The following is a 20,770-nucleotide window of genomic DNA, read 5'->3' on the forward strand; positions in this document are numbered from 1 at the left end:
GTATATTAGAATATTCCTGACCAATTTTTTGCACGTGCCAAGCAACTTCTTGCCAAGCCAAGCAAAAAGTTGCTCAGGATGAGGCTACTGGGTGGTTTGATGAACATTAATTTTTTCTTGAAGCTGGACGACTTTCCAACTTAGGTAATTTAAGCGTTCGGTAAGTACGGCTAGCTCGGCGTTGGCTTTATCGATATCACCCTGTTCCACAAGTGTTTCGACATAATCGGCTCGTCCATAAATAGGCGATAAGCTGATGGCGAAATCTTCCAAAGATCGAGTTTGCTTTTGCAACGCCCACCAGCGGTTTTGCTCTGCAAGTAGAGCCATATTCGCCATCTTGGTTCGAACCGCGCGAAACTTATCGATGTATTTAGCGGTATTTCCCAGTGCCTCTTTGCGCTCCATGTCATAACGCGTCAATAATTCACGAGTTTGTTTATTGTCGGCATAGAGTGTGGCCAGTGCATTAAGATGCGCCTTGGCCAGTACTTTGCTCGATTCAATCGACTGCTCCAATTCTTGAGTTGTCGATTGCGCGTATAACGGGACGAATTGTGATTCCCAGCGCGCTAATGTGCTTGGCTGATGCGTTTTTGCAAAAGCCGCCGTGGCGTCAGCATGATTTAAGCTCGGCGCCGGCGCATCAACTTGAAAGGGGGTTTGAAAGTAAGGGATATATGGGTAACCCAGCCATATGAACGCGGTTAAACAGGCCCCTACGACACCGGCCAATAGAGTGCGAATACGGCTTACCCTTATACTAATGGTTGGGTTAACGTTTTCATCGCGTTGTTGCTGTTTTAGTGCACTATGAAATCGTGTTTCTATTCGGTCGATATGTTCAAACAACACATACGCGATCCCCTCATAGTCAACCACATACTTGGGTTGCTGGTGTTCGAGCACATGATATAGGGTGTCGCAGAGCTTTTCACAACGGTACAACTCGCGTAATGCTTGTTGGTCTGGCTTAATCTGGTTTAGCTCTCCTTGTACTCGAGCATTCACCCACTCCAGCGCCTCTTTTCGCGCCCGGGCACGCTTTTCAGAGACCGCGTCTTCGTTATTCAAACAAGCAAGGATCAATTCCAACCCGTTTGCCAATCCTGCTAGACCGCCAATTTTTAACGCCGCGACGGTGTAGTAGCCACTGAGCAGTAAATCAATACCCTGCTCACTGGCGAGTGCTTGACAGTTATCTTTTACAAATTGCCAATCGGTCCCCCCGGATAATGGCGAGTGTCGTTTATTGATTTGGTCTCTAATTGCTTGATAACGCTCGTCATCACGCAAGGGTTGAACATCTTGGATAATACGAAAAGGCTGATTATCAATCGAGAGTATAAAAGACATTTAGCATTCCTGATAAAGCAGGGGCGAGTGCACTCGCCCCATGATCAGTTAGTAGAGGTTGCGTGAGAGCTTGAACGATTTGAACAAGCGCTGCGTGAATGGATTAGTGGCAGCCTGAGCATTAACACGGTAGATCATTCCACCGCCATCAACATTGAATTGATAGTCAACCGAAGTAGTACTAGCCGAGACCACTGCTCCTTGATCAAGGAGACGGAACAACGCCCATGGACCGCGAATCACGACACTACGCGGTGACAGGTTGGTTTTCGTGGGCACCAATGTCAGTTTTGAGGTAGCCGAGTCACGAAGCGTATTTGGCCAAATGAGCTCAATACTGTCTCTAGGCCCATGGCTATAGGTCACATACTGACCATCAACATTCAAAACACTGCGTCGTTTATTGCTGCTTAAACGCAAGGGCTCAACAGAGAAGCTCACATCCAAAACACCTTTACGATTAAAGAACGCTTCTCGGATTTTTTGTGCTTTTTGGATCTGGGCTAGCAGGTCTTGGCGAATTAACGACCCATTTGTCCCTTTATCTCCAACTGATATGTTTTCATCTATAAATATTTTCAGCTGACTATTGTAGAAATTATCCAGGGTTCCTTGTGGCGCAAAGAAGCTTTCAAAGTCGCTAAGTGATGCATCTTTACTGGCATTCGGATTAAACGGATATCGGTTCGCTAACTTTTGTTGATAAGGGCGATAGACCTCTTGATACCAACGAGTTTCAAGGTGTTTGATGGCCGCTTGTTTAACGACATGCCAGCTTTCATCGGCGAGTTTATCAACCATACCATCAAGCGGCTCAGGTAAACCGGTAGCAATCCGTTTAAGTGTATAAATGGGGTCGGTATTCACCAACTTAACACGTGCTTTGGTCGCATCCAGTGCCGCTGTACCAATGTCAGGCGCATCTTGGATAGATTTAAGGTAGCTTTTTAGCTCCTGTACCGACGCCAACACTTCACTCAGGTAGGCCGGTTTGTCATTCACCGCTTTAACAAGACGGTTCAAATCTGAAAATGGTGCCTGTATTTGTGACGCCACCTCATATTTTGGATTTTCTGAGATCGCTTCTTGAGCGTCTTCATCCAAACCGAGGCCTGATGCAAGCTGGGTATTGGTTTCGAGGGTGCGTAATAAACGCTGCAAGGGTCCTACGTGCCCAGTAAAATTATCCAGAACCGTTACGGCATCATTAATATCACTGAAAAACTTCACATCAATTTCGTTCAGCGCTGTACGCCACGTATTAGTATAATCAGCAACATACAAATCACGTATTTGGTTTCTAAGTGCCTTTTTATCCGCGTCACTAAACTGCGCCGTTTCTGCTTCACCTAATACCCAGCTATCAATCAACGCCAAGTCAGAAACTGACTGGAGCTTCGGCACAAAGTAATCTTCAAAGCCAGTTTTGGTCAGCATTTGCGGGATATGTAAGTTTTCGCTATCGACTTCCCGCTCATCAAAAACAACATCAAAGACAGGACCAACCGCGTTCCGCAGGTTCATTCCCGAACCCAGAACGGTCTCTGCGTCTAGCTTCAAGTTCCGGTACACACGTTGGTCGGTTGGCATAGTCCGTAAATATGCCTGCGTACGAGCGATAGTAAAATCATAAGGACGCATTACTCGATCTGAAATTCTATCGCCTCTTATACGCTCCCCAGTCAAGTCAGTATGGCGCATAGCGTAATCGAGATGATCGAGTAAACGTTCTTGAATGACCTTTTGCCCGGCAAATTCTTGTTGCCATTGTTGACTAAAATAGTCCATTACATAGTCATGATAGCGGCCGCTTTTATCCACCATCATCCGATAAACACGCAATGCAACTAGCTGTTCCTGATCCGTCTCCGCTTGATTAATATCCACCACGGTATCTGCCATTAAGAGTGGCAAGAATCGACTTTTTAATAGGTTGAGGTACGTTTGTTCGACTTTAGGTCCAATCACATGACCCTGATATAGACCAAAGTCAGAGACATATTTAGGCTTTTCGCGGAAAAAGCCAAATTCCAGCGTCGCTTGACGGATCTGGTTGAGCGGTTTAAGCACCTCACGTTGCGATGCACCGGCAGCACTGTTTGAGAATTGGGTTTTATATTGATCAACTTTTGTCAATACCGCATCCGCATGTGCAACGTTGGCAAGATAGTAGCGATGCCACGTCCCCACTAATAAGACAGTGGCGATAGAGCATGCCAAGACAGACATTCCCATCAAGCGCCGTTTATGTTTTGCCACGCGGAAGTTATCCGACGCGAGCCCCGCCTCGGGATAGATAATATTGCTAAATAGTTTTTGCGTGAAAAAAATCGTTGAATTCTTGGCCTTTTGAGCATGATTGACCGCATGTGACAATCCATAACGACGAGAGGCTGCATCATCGAATGCGTTCGTTGGTACCCCTTGCTGATAGACAGAGGTAAAATACGCGCCTCTAACCAGCGCCGAAGTAGAGAATTGATCACTCGCCAGTGCTTCATTGAAAAAAGTAGCAAGAATATCTTTCAGCCCAGCGATCTGACGCGAGAAGCTATAAATCGCTTTACGATCCTCAAAATCAATCGGAGCGGCCAGTGCATGTGGAACTATCGCATTAATGCGATCAATAAATGCAGAATAGTCTTCATCAAACTCTTTAAGCCATGAGTCCAAGTCATCCACAGAGTTTAAAGAAAAAGTGAAACCAAGCACCTCATCGCGTTGCTGCTTAGAATAATGTTTAAAAAACGGTTCGAAGCCATACAACAAGTCGAGTTTTGTTAGTGCAATATAAACAGGAAGCCGTGTCGATAGCGTCTCCATCAACTCCCGCAACCTGGCACGTAATAGGTTGGCATACGCCTTGCGTTCTGATGCCGTGGCCGTGGCAAGGTGTGACGCATCAAGGGTTAATACAATCCCATTCAGCGGACGGCGGCTACGGGTCTGCTCCAGCCACTGAACAAAGTGCGACCACAAACGACGCTCAAGCTCACCATCATTATTTTCGTCCTTATGTCCTTGTGTCAGCAACTCACCATCTGGGTCGATAACAACCGATTCGTCACCGATCCACCAGTCAAATGAGTATGGATTCTCACTCTTTTTGCCCGATGCTCGCATAACCGAAGAGAAAACAAAGTTCTGCCCCGAACGATTAATTAGGCTAGTTTTCCCCGCATTTTCAAGCCCGAGAACAAGATACCAAGGGAGTGCATAGAGATGATTCCGCTTGTTCAAGTTTTGCTTCATATTTGCAACAACCTGATTCAGCTCTTTCTCTTGGCGCTCTTCGTATATCTGAATGGGGTCTTCACGCAATCGTTCAGTGTGCGCTTGCTCTGCTTGGAAGCTTTGTAGCTTTCGCCATTGCCATACGCCCCAAATCGCTAAAGCGCCAAGCGTTATAAAACCACTACAAACAGCGCGTGCCATCACGGATGCTAATGGTTTTTTCTCGCCCATCGTCAACCAAGGGCCTGCCCACCAAATGGCGACATTAACAAGAATAAAAATCGCTGCTAATAAAATAGGAAAGGCTGCGACCATGCCAGGCTTAAGCTTTTTCGCTATTTTAAAAATGTTTTTCCACATGAATTTTCGCCCTTAATCACTCTGACGTTGTACTGCGTTCAAGTTGTTCCACCAAGCTGGGTTCCCAGTCGATGACGCTCATGGTTTTAATTTCTTGATTTAGCGTTTGATACTGCTCTTGAGCCATACTGTTAAGTTGATTCGCTCGCATGAGATCGGCCGATATCATTCGCCAATAGAAATGATCGCGTGGTTCTCGTGCCGCTTGTAGCCCATCGTTTAGCATGGAGAGTGCTACCGCAATACCTCCCTCTTTGGCCAACGACAGCGCTTCTTTTCTCTTTTCTTGCCAGTCACCGTTTACGGTCTTTCCACTTGCTTGTCCCGTACTGCCATGAGCTAGCCAATCTTTAACCGCATCAGACACAAACGGCTCTCCACCCTTGAACTTCAGCTCTGCCAGCCCAGGAAGCCGCTCTAGAAACTGACTGACTTCTGACTGAATCGCGTCACACCAACTTTGGTGACCCAATTTTTTAGCAATGGAGTAACTCATTAAGTGCCCTTCAAACCAGTAAGGTGCCATAGTGAGGCTTTGCTCAACTTGCCGCCATAATGCCAAATCGGGGTGCCGCATTTTATCTTGATAGTCTTTCACTCGATCTTGTTGCATCCCTCGCAATTGCGTCTCGCCGCCGGTTTTATGATCGGGTAAGGCGGTAATGCTGTACCAAACCGCGTAGCGACGAAGGCAGATCGCGAGTGCCATACCGTCATCTTGTTCCGCCAAAAAAGAGGCGACTTTTAGTAACGTTTGCTTGGTTGCTTTGTCGCTGGAGTGATCAACATCTAAGCCAGAGGATGTCGCTGTTGTCGTTGCGGTTCGCGCCGAGGCTTGCGGTGTTTCTTTCGCGGTTTGGTTAGCACGCTGACGCTCTTCCGCCTTTCGCAGTTCGGCTCGCACATTCACGACGACACTACTGACGACGTCATTGGTCAGGCCTTTCTCTTCAACTGCCTTTTCCCATTCGGCGATCGCCTCCGTCAATGACTCACGATCTTGCGCATCAAACTGGCCAAAGTCCGTTTTATCTATCGCCATCGAAAATCGCTGTGCCATTTGACTAAAGAACTTTCGACGAGGCAGATTTCCACGCTTACCCGGTGCTGGGAAGCTGTCTTCCCAATACTGAGACATAAATGATGCCATCAACTCAAACGAGAGGATAAAGCGAGCCGGAGACGCTTGGTGATGTAGACACTGCAGCAGGTAAGTCAGCAATTTAATGTCTTTGCTCTTTTCTGCTAACAACTTAACAACGCTGTGCTCCACCTCGTCCCACTGAACATCAGCATGGGAGAGAGAGCCAACTTTCATCATCTGATCTTCAACGAAATCAAACAAAGGATCATCGACTAAACGCTCACCGACTGCGCTATTTCCCGGGATTGGCTGTGAAATGCTGCGTTTATATTCTTTCAGTTCCATATTTACCAACCACAACGAGAACGAAGAGCGCCCAGTGCATTACTTAATGGCTGGGTATCAAATGTCAGCCCATCAAAGTACTGAGAATTAGAGCGAATGGTTAAGCGTTCATCCTGCGCTAATGTCTTCATTAGACGGATTGCAGGTAGACCACGAGAGGACGAGAGCACAACACCTGAGTCATCATTTCGCCAATACTGGGTCTGAGTATTTGGGAACGTTAGTTTGACCCGACCATCATCAATCGGCTCCGGTAGCATCAACTCCACTCGGCTTAAGTTATCGATACAGCTAAGCATCAATAACGGCTGTTCGCTGCCTCGAAAAGCGGTGTTAATGTTACTCGCCTGTAACGTAATCCATGCGCTACTTCCTCGTCCCTCACCCTTTTGATTCAATGACCATGTTTTTGGCGCACTGTCTTGTGCCGCTTGTGTTGCTCTACGCCACTGTAACGGCATTTCTAAGTGATTATCTGCAGGTTCAGACGATGAAACTTGGGTATTAAATACGCGATCAAAGCAGGCGAGGCGATCTAATCGTGACGTCACCGCGCGGCATTGTTTGGCTTGCTCAACTTGCTTTTGAGCGGAAGCAGGTGCGCCAGTCACCGTGGACGGTGCCAAGATTGACACCAGCATGACCCCGGCTAGTGCACAATAGTTTGGGTTATTCATGGGGCTTTTATCTCTAGTTTTCGGCACTTATAGGTTAGGGTTCGACGAGGAATGCCCAAACTATCGGCAGCTTTGCTTTTATCGCCATCAAATTGAGACAAGCGATCAGTGATGATCCGTTGCTCAAAGTCGTGCAACGCTTGTTTTAGATCGGCGATGGAAGCTGCATCAATATTTAACACGCTATCAGCCGTCGACGCGCCATTGGTATAGCCTATAGGCATCGACTGAACGTTTGAGGAGCCTGATACAGGTTGCCCGTTACTGATACGCCCACTAAAGGTCGCAATGCTGATAGATTCACGATCAGGCGTTTGAGCACATGCGTATTCAATAAGGTGTTTTAATTCTCGTACATTACCTGGAAAGCTATAACTCAAGAGCATATCGAGCGCGTCAGGCTGCAGATCTCCTACACGAGTGCCATGTTGATGATTAAATCTATCAAGAAAGTGATAACTCAGCTGACGCACATCTTCTTTGCGCTGAGCAAGCGATGGCACATGAATCGGATATTGGAGCAAACGATAGTATAGATCTTGACGGAAAGAGCCTGTTTTTACATTGTCCAGCAGGTGCACATGTGTCGCGGACACCAACCGAAAGTCAGATTGACGCTCTCGACTTCCTCCGACGGGGCGAAACGTCCCTAATTCAAGCACACGCAGTAATTTAGCTTGCAAACTCATCGGCATATCACCAATTTCATCAAGAAACAGTGTTCCGCCATTTGCTTGAGCAATCAGGCCCTCTTTATCTATGTTCGCACCTGAGAATGCACCCTTTTCATAACCAAATAGCTCACTTTCTAGCAAATGTTCAGGAATAGCAGCACAGTTGATCGGAATAAATGGCTGGTGTCGACGCGGTGATAAATCATGCACGGCACGCGCGACAAGTTCTTTACCACTTCCTGTCTCGCCTTGGACCAGTACAGATAATTGTGAGGAAGCCGCATTAGCAATTTGCTCACGCAGTCTTCTCATTAAAGTACTGTCTCCAATCAGGGTGGAGGATAGGCTCGCCGCCCTTTCTTGCTGCCGTGTTTGCTTTTCAATGTCAGTCAAAGAGGCTTTTAACGCACGACGATTGCTTTCCTCTCCTTCCATTTCATTGAGCAGTGACCATTGATGTTCAAACACATCCAATACCTGTAAAAACGACGCATCATTCCAAAGGCTAGATAGCGTTTGGTCATCGCCGATAAGACAAAGCAAGAGTTTTACATGTCTATCATGGCGAATTAACGGTCGAATAGAGACGGCTTCAAATAAGCCAAGATCGCCAATAGCCTTTGAAAAGGCTCGATTAGACTGCCAATAAACAATGTCTTCTGCCACTAAATGCTTAGTCGTCGCATTTTGCAACACATGTGCAAATGGCGTGTCAAAGTCGGTGACAGACCAAGACTCCCCGCTGGAATGGCAGACAAGCTGCCTGCCATCACAACTCGGGACCAGCAGCATTCCTTTGCGCAGCTTGAGCTCGCTGACCAAAATCTGGATAAAGCGAGACTGCAAGTCAGTTGTTCGCCTTTCCCGAGCTAAGTCAGTAACATAAGCTAGCCAGTTATGCATTCTTATTCTACCTCACCCTTAAACTCGCCATTATCTGCCAGTAGACGAACGTGCGTGATCGCCGCTTTGTCGGCCAGCTTGTTTAATAATTCGAGTGAGACGGGTGGCAATAACTGTCCTTCAATAATCGCCTCAAGCATACGAGCGCCATTTTCGCTCCGCGTCGCGCGCTTCAAAATCTCGTCAATTAGGCTGTCGTCAATATCAACGGTTGCGCCATAGCGCTGAGCAAAAGTCGCTTCCAGGTGCGCTAATTTGCCGCGTACGATCTCCGCCAACACGTCACGTTCTAGTGGGACATAAGGCACAACCTCCATCCGTGCCAGCAAGGCAGGTTTAAAGAATGCGGCAAGCTCAGGATATAACGCATCATCAATGTTGGCTTTGTCGTGTGCATAGTCAACAATCGTTTGATAGCCCAAGTTAGACGTCAGGAAGAAGACTGTGTTCTGACAGTCAATCATGCGCCCTTCACCGTCCGCTAGCTCCCCTTTGTCGAAAGCTTGATAGAAGATGTTGAGCACTTCTGGATGGGCTTTTTCAACCTCGTCAAGAAGCACCACAGAATATGGCATCTTGCGGATTGCTTCGGTTAGTACACCGCCTTCGCCATATCCAACATAACCTGGGGGCGAACCAATAAGACGTGAGACCGTGTGTTTTTCTTGGTACTCTGACATGTTAATCGTGGTTAAAAATTGTTTACCACCATAGAGTTGCTGGGCTAATTGCACCACGGTTTCTGTTTTACCGACGCCGCTTGGTCCTACAAGTAAAAATGCGCCTTTGGGCCGTCCAGAACGCCGCAAATCCGCACGCGCAGTCAGTAAGTGCCGATGTATGCGTTCGATAGCAATGTCTTGCCCTTTAATCGCATTTCCCAGTAACCTTGTCAGATTGGTGATTTTGTAGAGCTCGTCGCTGTTCATTTGATCGATAGGTACGCCTGTCCAATCAGAAATCACTTCTGCTACCTGCTCAGCATCAACGTGTGGATGCATCAACCGCTGATCATGCGGAATAGCGTTAAGTGCATCGTATTTGTCAGCCAATGTCTTTGCTAACGCTTCACGGTCTTGCTCTTGTGACGCTTCATCAACTTGACCCTCATCAAGTTCGGCTGATAGTGGCGGATTTAACAGTGTCGCGCGTAGATCAATGATTTCCTCAACCAACAAACGCTGCTCCCCCCAGCGTGCTTGCAGTGCATGCTTTTCAGCTTCGTCCGCTTGCTCTTGTGTCTCAAGCTCATCTAAACGAGCTTGATCAACGGCTTGGCCAATATATTGGGCTCGCTTCAGCATCTCTATTTCTTGCTGGCGTTGATGACAGAGTGTTTCAAGTAACGCGAGACGTTTAGGGGGAGTCGTTAAGTTAATGGCAATCCGTGCACAGGCAGTGTCGAGTACATCGATCGCTTTATCAGGCAGCTGACGCCCAGATAAATAGCGAGCAGACAGTTCCGCCGCCGCTTTTAAGGCATCATCGGCAATCAATACACCATGGGCTTTTTCATACACACTGCCAAGCCCTCGCATAATATCAACGGCTTGGTTTACGGAAGGCTCTTCAAGCTTCACCAACTGAAAACGACGCGTCAGAGCAGGATCTTTTTCGAAATACTTTTTGTATTCTTTCCAGGTGGTTGCTGCGATCGTGCTCAGCTCGCCACGCGCTAAGGCGGGTTTGAGCAGGTTGGCGGCATCACTGCCCCCTTCCTGGTTTCCTGAGCCAATGAGAGTATGAGCCTCATCAATAAACAGAATAATGGGGTTCGGCGCGCTCTTAATGCCATCAATGACACCTTTCAAGCGCTTCTCAAACTCACCTTTGACAGAAGCACCCGCTTGAAGCAAACCAAGATCAAGGCAGAATAGCTCAACGTTTTGTAGGCGCTCTGGGACATTACCGGCCGCAATGCGCAAGGCCAACCCTTCCACCATGGCGCTTTTGCCTACTCCCGCATCACCGACAACAATTGGGTTGTTTTTACGACGGCGACAAAGAATATCAACCATTAAGTTGAGCTCTTCTTCGCGACAAAGCACTGGATCCAATTCACTATTTTTGGCTTGTGCGGTGATGTTGGAGCAATACTTATAAAGCGGTGACTCGCTGCCGTCCATTGATGGCGCTTTTGGCCCTTTTTTCTGGTCACTTTCCACGGCAGTTTCAGCAGAGTCCGCGACAATAGCGTCAAAATGCGTTTTCAAGCTCTCGCGATTAATGCCTGCTAATAACTTGGATGCCGAACGCGACAAGTAGCGGTCGGCGCGATTTAATACCGCAAAAAAGACGCTTCCCGAACGCAATTCTGATTGGTTTAGCTCTGTGGTTGATAGCAACCATGCTTCTTGCAGTACTTCAACCAACAGCGGCGAGAACGCTGGGTAGGTATCAAGCGTGTTATCTCGCTCGTAATTACCTGCGAGCGCTTGCTTAAGCGACTCAGTGTCGATATTTGCTTGCTTGGTAATGAGTCGAACGTCAGACAAAGGATTATCTAGCAAGATCTCTAGGAAGTGCTCAACTAAGACTTCAGGATGATGACGCTCAATACATAATGAGGCGGCTTGCTCGAGCGCTAATTTGCTTGACGCATTCAATTTAGCGATGAGCGTGGACAATTCAATTCGAATCACAGGGACACCTAATTCTAATCAATATAATGTTGTTCGGGTCACAGCAACTGATTCAGTTGACTGAGTACATTTTCAGACTTTTCATGTAAAAAGTATGAATAGCCAGCGAAGATACCCGCCCACAAGACGAGAAATCCGACAAAAATAGACCAAAGCGGTACCTGGCGGCTGAGTGCATACCGAGTGTTAACAACATGGTCACTCCCCTCACTCAGTTGTTTGGGTTGCTTTTCATCATCTAATAGTTGGTCATGTAGCCTTTTAATGACTTTTTCTCGCTGCGCATACCCCCCATCAATCACTCGATATTTCCCTTCAAAGCCCAAGCACAAGCAGTGATAAATAAACACGAGTAATGGTCGATACCTCTCGGGCTCGTTTTCCAAACGACCTAGAACAGTAAATACTTTCTCACCTCCCCATGTTTCATTGTGGAAACGAGATAACATTGAATGCTCAGCCCAGCAGGTGTTAGCTCCCCATGGGGTACCCATGACCGCTTCATCAAGAAACGTACACAATATATAGCGATATGCCATCAGCATTGCATGTTCATAACCTTGCTCTGATAGCTCTATTTCGATCGCTTTTATTTCCTCGATCGTTTGGTGGTAGATTTGCTCAATATTCTCGCAACTGGATAATGAACGTACTCGCAACGCTAACCCGAATAGAGGGGTTGCCGCATCCACCAACGCATTAGCATTGTGGCCACGTAGTTGAAACCAGTAATCTTGGTCACTGTCTATTTTTTCAACGTTATCATGTAGGAGGTCTTTAAAGACACTTTCGTCAGTGGCTGCCATAATCAATCTCTTATTGCCCAGAATTGAATATCAAGATCATCAAATGCGGCGGCGACATGGAATGCAAAGCCACTAGAGTTCGTGAGCATCGACCACGCCGCACTCTCTTTGTCCAATTGGTAGTAGGTATAGCCGGCATGGTAAGGCAACTGGCGAGGCGCCACAGGTAGCGAAATTAGCGGAATACCAGGCAGTTGAAGTGAAATAAGCTCGCGAATTTTCTCAACCGAAGAGACTTTGGTTTGCTGAGTGAACAATCGCCGTAACTCATCCAATGGCATACGTGCTTTAACTGCAACGATAAACTCTGCCGACTCCATCAATTGCGGGTCTTGAACCGGCGCGACCATCAGGCCGTAGTTGCGCTTATCTAGCTGAATAGAGACGGCTCGAGGCTCCAGCACCACACTGAGGCTCTGGCGCAAATAGCGGATAACAGGCCAAAATGCATCACCCGGCATATCGTGGTTATAAGCTGGCATTGACGGTGCCAGACGGCTTTCATCCGTGAACGTTGCTAGCTCGCCACAAATTGACGACAAGCATTCATACAAACGTTCTGGGTGCAGACTGCCTAAAGAAGCAAGGTGCTTCATCTGCGGATACAGACGGTTCAACGAATGTAAAAGCATAAAATCAGAGACATCAGCCACACCGCCCTGAGAAGGAGAACTAATACGTTGAGCGATATTTTTTGCGCGCTCTTGCATCAAACCAGACATTTCATTGATAAAACGGTGCAAGGTCGCATTACCAGCAACATTGAAATGGCACGGAATAAAATTAGCATCAAGGACAACACTGCCGTCAGGTCGCTTTTCTGAAATCCGTGCAATAGGAATAGAGGCATAGGCACTGCGATCCTCTTTTTCTAGCATTAATTGCAACTGAATCGGTGATACATCAAGCGTGGTTGTGTCACCTTGCACACTCTGTACATCTCGCACATCGATACGACGACTTTCATAGCGCCCTGACCCTTTTTCATCAGGCCAGTTCACTTCCATAATCGATTCACTGCGCAACGGTATAGCAAGGTAAATCAACTGATTAGAAAGCGATCCGTCTTCGATTTCTAACGCTTCAGGCATTACGTCTTCTTGTGGGATACGAAACGCCGTTCCATCTGGCATGACACCGACTGCTCGCTCGATGGCAATACGTCCAAACGCTAGATATTCCGGATTTAGTGATAGCTCAGCAATGCCATATAAATATTTACTGACAGACGTTAACCGCTCTTCCAATAAATACTCACTGTAGCGCTGATGCTGCTGGAAATGCTGAGGCTTAATAAAGAGCCCTTCGCTCCATATCACGCGATTACGTGCAAACATTACCTTTATTCTACCTTTTCTAATTTCACGTCATAATCTTGAAATAGCATCAACAAATGATACTTTCGGCCTTTGTTCAGCACTTTGACAGCTTTTTTCCATTCCCCGAGATTAGGTTCGGCAAAATGTGCCATCACACCGATATAATTTGTGTCTTCATCGATCTCAAACGCATTGACAAATTTGAATTGCCCTGGGGTCAGAACATAGTCGTAGTTATTAATAAAGTTACTACTCAATGCACCTTCATAGTCAGTACGCAATTGATCAAATCCCGCAGACATGAACATCGAATCATCTTCGAGTTCAAAGACTTGTACCTCGATAGGTGCTGGGTCTCCTGCTATATTCGGATTTACACCACTGTCACTGACTAAACTAAACGTCGCAGTCGTGGGTTGTTCTTCAGGCTTGTATTCATCTGAAGAACTACAGGCTGTCAATAGTATGATTGCGCAAAGCACGCCTAACTTTTTAAGCATGATTAGCCCTCCTGTTGTTTTTCGCGAATACGTTTGTCATAGACCTGCTCAAATATTTCCCAAAAGAGTTTAGCGAAGCCTTGTTGACGGTTAGATGTAAGCTCTTTGTAATAATTACAATACATTTCCCACGCCCAAGCCGACTCACCATCTTCATGTGCGTCCGTATTGCGTCGACAATGTTGAAAACGACGTAACAGCACTTCCGGTGAAAACGCGTTTAATATTTGATCTAATGCTTCTGAAATCGCATCCTGCGTTGCTTCATTATGATCTCTTACATTTTTTAAGCTCTCAGCAATGGCTGCAGGCGCAGACAAATGAACTAAGCTTTTATCCGCGTCATACATAGTGCGAACCGTATCTTGGTAAGAAAGACCAAGACGTAACGGGTTGTCTTCAATAGGTTGAAGATTACGGTTCATCGTTCCAAATCGTCCTTCTGCAGCTTGTTCGTGCAGTGCTAGCAAGCCTTTTAAACACGCTTGTAACGATTGACCCATTTCTTGTGACAGGAAATGCATCCGTTGAACATCTTGTTCATTCGTTATACGAACACCAAGCCCTTCTAGCATTGGACCCGTTAATAAGTGTTGCCCGTGTCCACCATGGTTATTTGACGGCGTAGGCGATGATTCATTTTGCAAACTCTTGGCCACTTCTTGCTCGAGAAGTCCTAGCTCTTTTTCGTCCATTGGCTTCATCTCATTTTCTATCGGCTTGGAAGGAGTATGTGATGCCATATTCGCTGGCTGTGCATCCAATACTTGTTGATCTGACTTGTTACTGGTAGCCTGGTTTTTTTTCTGACCGAATCCAAAAATACGCTTCAATCGCACAGAGGCAGACATGACATCTTCGCTGTCGGCCTGAGGCGTAAACGAAGGTTGCTTTTCAACCAAGTTTTTCTTTGAAATCAGATTACCCGTTTCACTGATCTGCTCGGCTGGTTCACCATCCAATAACCAGTTTGATCCTTGGATATGTGTCGATGCCTCTAGCTCGGCCAAGGGATCAATAGGCGCTGATACATCTTCAAGCTCGGGCTCGTCATCGACTGGTTCATGACCATTCGCTAACAAATCTGTGTGGTTAGAATCAAAAAGCGTATCAATATGTCCAGCGTCAACCTCTTCGTTTTTTCCGGTTAACACGCGTATCTCATATGGGCCAATTTGCATTTCATCTTTATGTGCTAAACGTGCTAATTGCCCTTTACCAAGCGGCATATCGGTACCGTTAACAAAGGTCTGTCCACACTCATCACGCACACAAAAAGCACCATCCACCATTAAGATCTCACAATGCAAATCATGCACGCGTCCTAAACGATCTTTTAATCGCCAATGCACGGCGGGCGATGCGCCAATGGTGCCACCAGATTCCACAAAACGAATCTGTGCCGACAAACCAGATTCTAAGGTTTGCGCGTTTGCGACTACGAGTGTTATGCCGTTTTGATGTTGTGAGACCATCGTTATTGCCTTACCTGAATTAATACACGCTTATCTTGCAGCTCTTCGCCAAGGAAAGATGTCCATCCCAGCGCTATGTGTTGCCCCAGCTGAAGAGCAGGTGTTTCTTCATCTGTCATCGACAACTCCAAATCAAATGCCATCTGCTCACGCAGAATAAATTCAACTAACTTACACAAAGGCTGATACTCTTTACCGACCGGTAAAAAATCATTAAAACGCTCTCGTGTCAGATCTTTGATACAAATAACGAACTTTCCATTGCAATCAAAAACCGACTCTCCAATCACAGTGTCTTCACCAAGGCGACCATTCATACAGCCAAGAGACGTCTGTTGCTCTTTCGCAATCTTCACCTTGCGCGTTACCCATTGGCGGATCTCTACATGTTCAAGATCAAAACAGTGCGCGATGATGCCAGCAACCACTGTCGGTGATCGGCTTCGCCCCGCTAACGTCCCGGCATAAGCCAACATTTTGCACCAGTTTATCGGGGTGTCCCCTCTTAACTGGGGATCACCCAGCCCAACAAGCGCGAATAACTGTGCCGAAAACTGATCTTCCGCACCTGGCTGAAACCTGACGTAATAGCGGTATTTGCGCCATATGCGATAGACCAATGCGATCAATCGGTTATTAAAAAAGTCCAAGAAGGGTCTTTTAATTCCTCCTGGCTCTTCATGTAGCAGTTGCTCTGTAATGAATGCCGGCAGTGGCGATTGTGAGCCCGCAAGTCCTAAAAAGTTCGTTAGCATCACTGTGTGATCATTCACTTGATCCAGCGATGCTATATCTGATGCAGCAAACCCAAGACTCGGATTTGCACTAAACACTAACTGGCACTCGCGTTCCCATTCTTCTTCCTCTGGGTTAAGCCCTTTATGCTTTTGCAAAAGCTCAACTAATTGGAAGAAGCTATACACTCGCGCATCTTTTACGAGATCAGCGGTACTCATTTCTGTTTCTTCTAAATGAGTGGTTGCTTCCCGACTCTCGTCTGCCATGTATAGCTCTCATTATTCGTTGTGTTGATGACGGTGAGCTCATGAAAAGAATTAATGCTCGCATACAACGAGAAAAAGTGGCTGAGTACCGTTCCAAATAAATATAAATCGCCTTCAGAACCAAACCCGTCTTGATTAAGATAAATCGTCGACTGTAAGCCACGGACAGGCATTCCTCTCAATAGCTTATCCATTGGCTTTGATTGAATGTCTTCAATCGCGTTTAGCCGCTTCTTACCTACTCGCTCTGCTTGACGATCGACAAGCGCACGGAAATCATACGCTGTTAATACACAGCTAAGTGCATCTTTGGATAACAATGACAAATAATTGAGCGATAAATTAGAAATCAACATCCATAATAAACTGCCATCTAGCACAGGACGGAGTGCTTGAGTTGGAATGGTGATATTCTCGAATTCTGCAAATGGTGGTGAGCTATCCGTTGGACACGATATATCACCGACGCCTAACTCCAAAGGTAACTGTCTATTCGTACAAGTCAGCTTAATCGAAACAGCTTCATCGACGTCCACGGATGTCGATTCGTCCCCTCGAATGAAAGAGATAAAAGAATCGAATCCATCACCACGAATACTGTCTTTGACACGCGCTCGGTAATAGAGTGTCTCGCGGTTACGCACGCGCTCAACTTCATGCTGGAAGCTTTCAAATGGCGTATAAGTCCGCTTTTGACCGCGAACAGGCTGGCCATCAATAATCTTGTCTTGTCGCCCAGTGACACTATCAATACTAAACACTTCATAGTGAGCCGGTTTATTACTCGACGGGATCACCTTGTACTCAGTGTTTTTTCCCGTTAAATCAATAGGGTCTGCATCATGATTGAATAAGTTAATAATGGGTGTGCAGTAAAGCTGAAAACTTTCAGGTCTGACTCTGACATCCGATGGCAAGGTTTTAGAGAGATGCAGCTGCACCGTAAACTGTCCATATACATTACTCGGTATGGCTTTATCTAACCCTCCGATGTCAACAAAGTGAAACGCCTCTGGAAATGACAAATACTCCTGCAGCACACGATAACCATCATAAACATTTTGCGGATATGGCAATAAAGCATCGCCGGCGTTAAATCCGACAGATGAAAACGCATCACGTGGTAACGAAAATGCTGTTCCATCAACATGCACCGTTACCTTCTCTAGATGATGACTCAACCACAGATAGAGCATTTGCGCGCTATATTTGTCTCCGCCAATATAAAAGCGCAGTTTATTAATGTTGGCATCTCGTACCGACATATCACCACTGAGCGTCATCTGTAGCTGTATTGTCGTCGCCTCGCGCGTATGTTCAGCATGAACGCTGGAGCAAGAAAGCGGGTAAAGATCAACGTCACGGCAAGTTTGAAAGCGACACTGAGTTTCCATGGCAGGCTTACTATCAAGCTCAGTCCCTTTCACCACAGTTTGCTTTTCACTGAGACTTTCTTCTGGTTTGAATTGCGCAATACACATGCTAGGGACTGGCCGTAAATAATTGGGCCAAAGCATATTAATGATTGAGTGAGTTAACTCTGGGAAGTCATCATCCACTTTTTCGCGCAACTTGCCCGTTAAGAACGCAAATCCCTCTAGTAACCGCTCTACATCAGGATCGGTGTGTCGACCGTGTAAGAAGCGAGCCAGTTGGGGATGCAGTTCAGTAAAAGCTTTACCTTGCTCTTTCAAGAACGCGAGTTCTTCTCGAAAATACTTGTCTTTCGTCATGCGATTTACAACACCCGATATTGGCGGTTCTGGTCTAAAAACAAGCTAAGTTGAACTTTCTCGTGCAGCGCTTCACTGTTGACGGTAGCAACAATATTGAACCGCAACATTAACGGTGAATGCGGATCAAAGTCTGATGTCACCAGGATATTTGTTAGCCGCGGTTCATATCTCTCTAAACAGTCTTTGATCGCGAGTTTCACTCTGAGCGATAAGTCTAAGCTTTCGAGTGTCGCATCGTTGAAATCAATCAGACCGAGTTCAGGAGAGCTTTGCGCCCCGCCAATACGTGTATTCAGCACATTGGCAATATTGCGTTTGATCGATCTCACCACGTCTGGGCTACTCGGCCCCTGAGTGACAGATACAGGTTTAGCGCCGGCTTCAAGACGCTCCAAGAAGCCGACACCAAATGCACTGTCTTCTAGCGCAACGTATGCCATGATTACTGATCAAGCCTACCAACAAGAGACAGTTCAAAGTTCGCGCCCATATATTTGAAATGAGGACGAACGGCCAAAGACACCTGATACCAGCCAGGATTACCCTCAACGTCAGTCACTTCAATCTTGGCAGCGCGAAGTGGTCGACGACTACGTACATCTGCTGGTGGGTTTTCTTGGTCAGCGACATATTGTTTGAGCCAAGTATTCAACTCTCGCTCCAGATCTTGACGTTCTTTCCAAGAACCAATTTGCTCTCGTTGTAGCACTTTGATGTAATGCGCCAAGCGATTAATAATCATCATGTAAGGTAGCTGTGTACCGAGCTTATAATTGGTTTCCGCTTCTTTACCTTCTTTGGTGTTTGGGAACACCTTCGGTTTTTGGATTGAGTTGGCAGAGAAGAAAGCAGCGTTGTCGCTACCTTTACGCATGGTCAAGCCAATAAATCCCTCTTCGGCAAGCTCAAATTCTTTGCGGTCAGTGATCAACACTTCCGTCGGGATTTTGGATTGTAGTGCGCCCATCGATTCATAAACATGAACCGGAAGATCTTCTACTGCACCACCGCTTTGTGGCCCAATAATATTTGGACACCAACGATATTTAGCAAAGCTATCCGTTAGACGCGTTGCAAATGCAAATGCGGTGTTCCCCCAAAGGTAGTGTTCATGAGCTTGGCTAACGTTCTCGTGATACACGAAAGATTTGATCGGATTTTCGGTTGGATCGTACGGAACACGCAACAAGAAGCGCGGTGCAGTCAGACCCAAATAGCGTGCATCTTCAGATTCACGAATTGAGCGCCACTTTGTATATTTAGGGCTTTCAAAGATGGACTTGACATCTTTAATGTTTGGCAGCTCTTCGAACGACTCAATACCAAAAAATTCAGGTCCAACACTTGAGATGAATGGCGCATGGGCCATCGCACCTAGCGCCCCCATGTATTGAAGCAACTTCATATCTGGCGTTGATGGGGTGAAGGCATAGTTACCAATAATGGCACCCGTTGGCTCACCACCGAATTGACCGTAACCTGATGAGTAGACGTGCTTATAGAGACCTGATTGCGTTGTTTCAGGCGCAAACTCAAAGTCATCTAGCAACTCATCTTTGGTCACATGCAAGATGTCAACTTTGTTGTTCTCGCGAAAATCCGTCCGATCGACAAACAATTTAAGTCCACGCCATGCCGATTCCATTTCTTGGAAAGACGTGTCGTGCAATATTTCGTCCATTTGAGCACTGATCTTTTTGTCAAGCTCAACAAGCATTTGATCAACAAGTGCTTTGTTAACAGGCTCTTGGGTTTGATCGTTGCCAACGAGGTTTTCGATGAAGGCGGCGACACCTTTCTTTGCGACATCATAGCCTTCTTCGCTAGGCTCAATACGCGTTTGCGCCATTATCTCGTCAAGTAAGCCACCTTCCTTGACTTCAGGAGACTCTACGACTGATTCACTTGTAGACATGTTTCTATTTCCTAAGGCTTAAGTTACTACTGGTTTGAATCAATTACTCTTTCGGAGCGTCATCATCGCTACTGACAATACTTAGCTCAGCAAGCAACTTCTCACGGGACTCTTCAGAGTTAAGCAGCTCCTGTAAGCGATCACGGAATGCTGGAATATTGCCAAGAGGACCTTTTAACGCAACCAAGGCTTCACGAAGCTCTATTAGTTTTTTGAGCTCGGGAACTTGAGCTGCAACAGAGTCAGGCGCAAAATCATTCATTGATTTAAAAGACAGCTCAACAGGCAGTTCAGCGTCTTTATCATCAGTAAGTTGATTTTTTACAGTGGTGGAAAGATGTAAATTACTTTCACGCATTACATCTTCAAAATTGTTTTTGTCGACTGACACTGTCGCACGCTCTTCAACCGGCGTATCTTCAGTGTGACCTTTAAAATCACCAACAACCAAGGTTTTAAGTGGCAGCTCTACTTCCGCTTGCTGGTCACCCGTTGCAGGTACGTACTTGATATTTATGCGCTCTTTTGGCGCAACGCTTCCTTCTTTGGACACTTTGAACCCTCGATACCTTCACCAAAATGGCAGCACAGCCAGGAATGATCCTGCCACGCTGGACTGCGTTAACATCTTACAAACATCAATGACCTGTTGTGCTGCAATCACTGACGGTGCGCCAGCATACAGAACGAAAAATTAGACATTAATTAAAAATGCATAATTTTGGAGTAATGCCTCATTT

Annotated in this window: 15 protein-coding genes; all 15 read right to left on the reverse strand. The window is 46.3% G+C overall.

Features of this window, described 5'->3' with window-relative positions:
• Positions 1-84: 84 nt before the first annotated feature.
• A complete protein-coding gene (locus BZG80_RS13935; protein ID WP_077679632.1) occupies positions 85-1,356 on the reverse strand; it encodes a type VI secretion system ImpA family N-terminal domain-containing protein in 1,272 nt (423 codons plus the stop codon).
• A gap of 48 nt (positions 1,357-1,404) precedes the next feature.
• A complete protein-coding gene (tssM, locus tag BZG80_RS13940; RefSeq protein ID WP_198532961.1) occupies positions 1,405-4,905 on the reverse strand; it encodes a type VI secretion system membrane subunit TssM in 3,501 nt (1,166 codons plus the stop codon).
• Positions 4,906-4,966: 61 nt separating this feature from the next.
• Positions 4,967-6,379, reverse strand: coding sequence for a type VI secretion system protein TssA (tssA, locus tag BZG80_RS13945; RefSeq protein WP_077679634.1), 1,413 nt, complete (start codon positions 6,377-6,379; stop codon positions 4,967-4,969).
• A gap of 2 nt (positions 6,380-6,381) precedes the next feature.
• Positions 6,382-7,056: a type VI secretion system-associated protein VasI gene (vasI, locus tag BZG80_RS13950; protein WP_241833914.1), complete on the reverse strand. Its 675-nt coding sequence runs from the start codon at positions 7,054-7,056 to the stop codon at positions 6,382-6,384.
• Positions 7,053-8,633 carry a sigma-54 interaction domain-containing protein gene (locus tag BZG80_RS13955; protein ID WP_077679635.1) on the reverse strand — a complete coding sequence of 527 codons (1,581 nt, stop codon included), beginning with the start codon at positions 8,631-8,633 and terminating at the stop codon, positions 7,053-7,055. Before BZG80_RS13955 ends, vasI begins: the two co-directional genes overlap by 4 nt.
• A gap of 2 nt (positions 8,634-8,635) precedes the next feature.
• Complete coding sequence (gene tssH / locus BZG80_RS13960) at positions 8,636-11,275, reverse strand: type VI secretion system ATPase TssH (RefSeq protein ID WP_077679636.1); 2,640 nt, start codon at positions 11,273-11,275, stop codon at positions 8,636-8,638.
• A 38-nt stretch (positions 11,276-11,313) separates the two neighbouring features.
• Positions 11,314-12,081 (reverse strand): type IVB secretion system protein IcmH/DotU, encoded by a 768-nt coding sequence (gene icmH, locus BZG80_RS13965; RefSeq protein ID WP_077679637.1) that lies wholly within the window; start codon positions 12,079-12,081, stop codon positions 11,314-11,316.
• A 2-nt stretch (positions 12,082-12,083) separates the two neighbouring features.
• Entirely contained in the window at positions 12,084-13,418 is a 1,335-nt protein-coding gene (gene tssK / locus BZG80_RS13970; protein ID WP_077577317.1) for a type VI secretion system baseplate subunit TssK, read from the reverse strand.
• Between the two features lie 5 nt (positions 13,419-13,423).
• Positions 13,424-13,900, reverse strand: coding sequence for a type VI secretion system lipoprotein TssJ (tssJ, locus tag BZG80_RS13975; protein ID WP_077461339.1), 477 nt, complete (start codon positions 13,898-13,900; stop codon positions 13,424-13,426).
• A gap of 2 nt (positions 13,901-13,902) precedes the next feature.
• Positions 13,903-15,375, reverse strand: a complete 1,473-nt coding sequence (tagH, locus tag BZG80_RS13980; RefSeq protein WP_077577318.1) for a type VI secretion system-associated FHA domain protein TagH — start codon at positions 15,373-15,375, stop codon at positions 13,903-13,905.
• A 2-nt stretch (positions 15,376-15,377) separates the two neighbouring features.
• On the reverse strand, positions 15,378-16,331 hold the full coding sequence (gene tssG, locus BZG80_RS13985) for a type VI secretion system baseplate subunit TssG (protein ID WP_241833915.1): 954 nt from the start codon (positions 16,329-16,331) through the stop codon (positions 15,378-15,380).
• 11 nt (positions 16,332-16,342) lie between these two features.
• Positions 16,343-18,112, reverse strand: coding sequence for a type VI secretion system baseplate subunit TssF (tssF, locus tag BZG80_RS13990; RefSeq protein WP_077679639.1), 1,770 nt, complete (start codon positions 18,110-18,112; stop codon positions 16,343-16,345).
• 5 nt (positions 18,113-18,117) lie between these two features.
• Positions 18,118-18,555, reverse strand: a complete 438-nt coding sequence (gene tssE, locus BZG80_RS13995; protein ID WP_025740375.1) for a type VI secretion system baseplate subunit TssE — start codon at positions 18,553-18,555, stop codon at positions 18,118-18,120.
• A gap of 2 nt (positions 18,556-18,557) precedes the next feature.
• Positions 18,558-20,030 carry a type VI secretion system contractile sheath large subunit gene (gene tssC, locus BZG80_RS14000; protein ID WP_077461343.1) on the reverse strand — a complete coding sequence of 491 codons (1,473 nt, stop codon included), beginning with the start codon at positions 20,028-20,030 and terminating at the stop codon, positions 18,558-18,560.
• Positions 20,031-20,073: 43 nt separating this feature from the next.
• The gene (gene tssB, locus BZG80_RS14005; protein WP_077461344.1) at positions 20,074-20,583 is read right to left on the reverse strand and encodes a type VI secretion system contractile sheath small subunit; all 510 of its coding nucleotides are present in this window, start codon (positions 20,581-20,583) and stop codon (positions 20,074-20,076) included.
• Positions 20,584-20,770: the final 187 nt, after the last annotated feature.

This window comes from Salinivibrio sp. MA440, assembly GCF_001996265.1.
Taxonomy (GTDB): domain Bacteria; phylum Pseudomonadota; class Gammaproteobacteria; order Enterobacterales; family Vibrionaceae; genus Salinivibrio; species Salinivibrio costicola.

Coding starts and splice junctions, on each gene's coding strand:
- tssA (WP_077679634.1), bottom strand. CDS start 6,379: ATGGAACTGAAAGAATATAAACGCAGCATTTCACAGCCAATCCCGGGA.
- BZG80_RS13955 (WP_077679635.1), bottom strand. CDS start 8,633: ATGCATAACTGGCTAGCTTATGTTACTGACTTAGCTCGGGAAAGGCGA.
- tssM (WP_198532961.1), bottom strand. CDS start 4,905: ATGGTCGCAGCCTTTCCTATTTTATTAGCAGCGATTTTTATTCTTGTT.
- BZG80_RS13935 (WP_077679632.1), bottom strand. CDS start 1,356: ATGTCTTTTATACTCTCGATTGATAATCAGCCTTTTCGTATTATCCAA.
- tssJ (WP_077461339.1), bottom strand. CDS start 13,900: ATGCTTAAAAAGTTAGGCGTGCTTTGCGCAATCATACTATTGACAGCC.
- tagH (WP_077577318.1), bottom strand. CDS start 15,375: ATGGTCTCACAACATCAAAACGGCATAACACTCGTAGTCGCAAACGCG.
- tssE (WP_025740375.1), bottom strand. CDS start 18,555: ATGGCATACGTTGCGCTAGAAGACAGTGCATTTGGTGTCGGCTTCTTG.
- vasI (WP_241833914.1), bottom strand. CDS start 7,056: ATGAATAACCCAAACTATTGTGCACTAGCCGGGGTCATGCTGGTGTCA.
- tssG (WP_241833915.1), bottom strand. CDS start 16,331: ATGAGTACCGCTGATCTCGTAAAAGATGCGCGAGTGTATAGCTTCTTC.
- icmH (WP_077679637.1), bottom strand. CDS start 12,081: ATGGCAGCCACTGACGAAAGTGTCTTTAAAGACCTCCTACATGATAAC.
- tssC (WP_077461343.1), bottom strand. CDS start 20,030: ATGTCTACAAGTGAATCAGTCGTAGAGTCTCCTGAAGTCAAGGAAGGT.
- tssF (WP_077679639.1), bottom strand. CDS start 18,112: ATGACGAAAGACAAGTATTTTCGAGAAGAACTCGCGTTCTTGAAAGAG.
- tssK (WP_077577317.1), bottom strand. CDS start 13,418: ATGTTTGCACGTAATCGCGTGATATGGAGCGAAGGGCTCTTTATTAAG.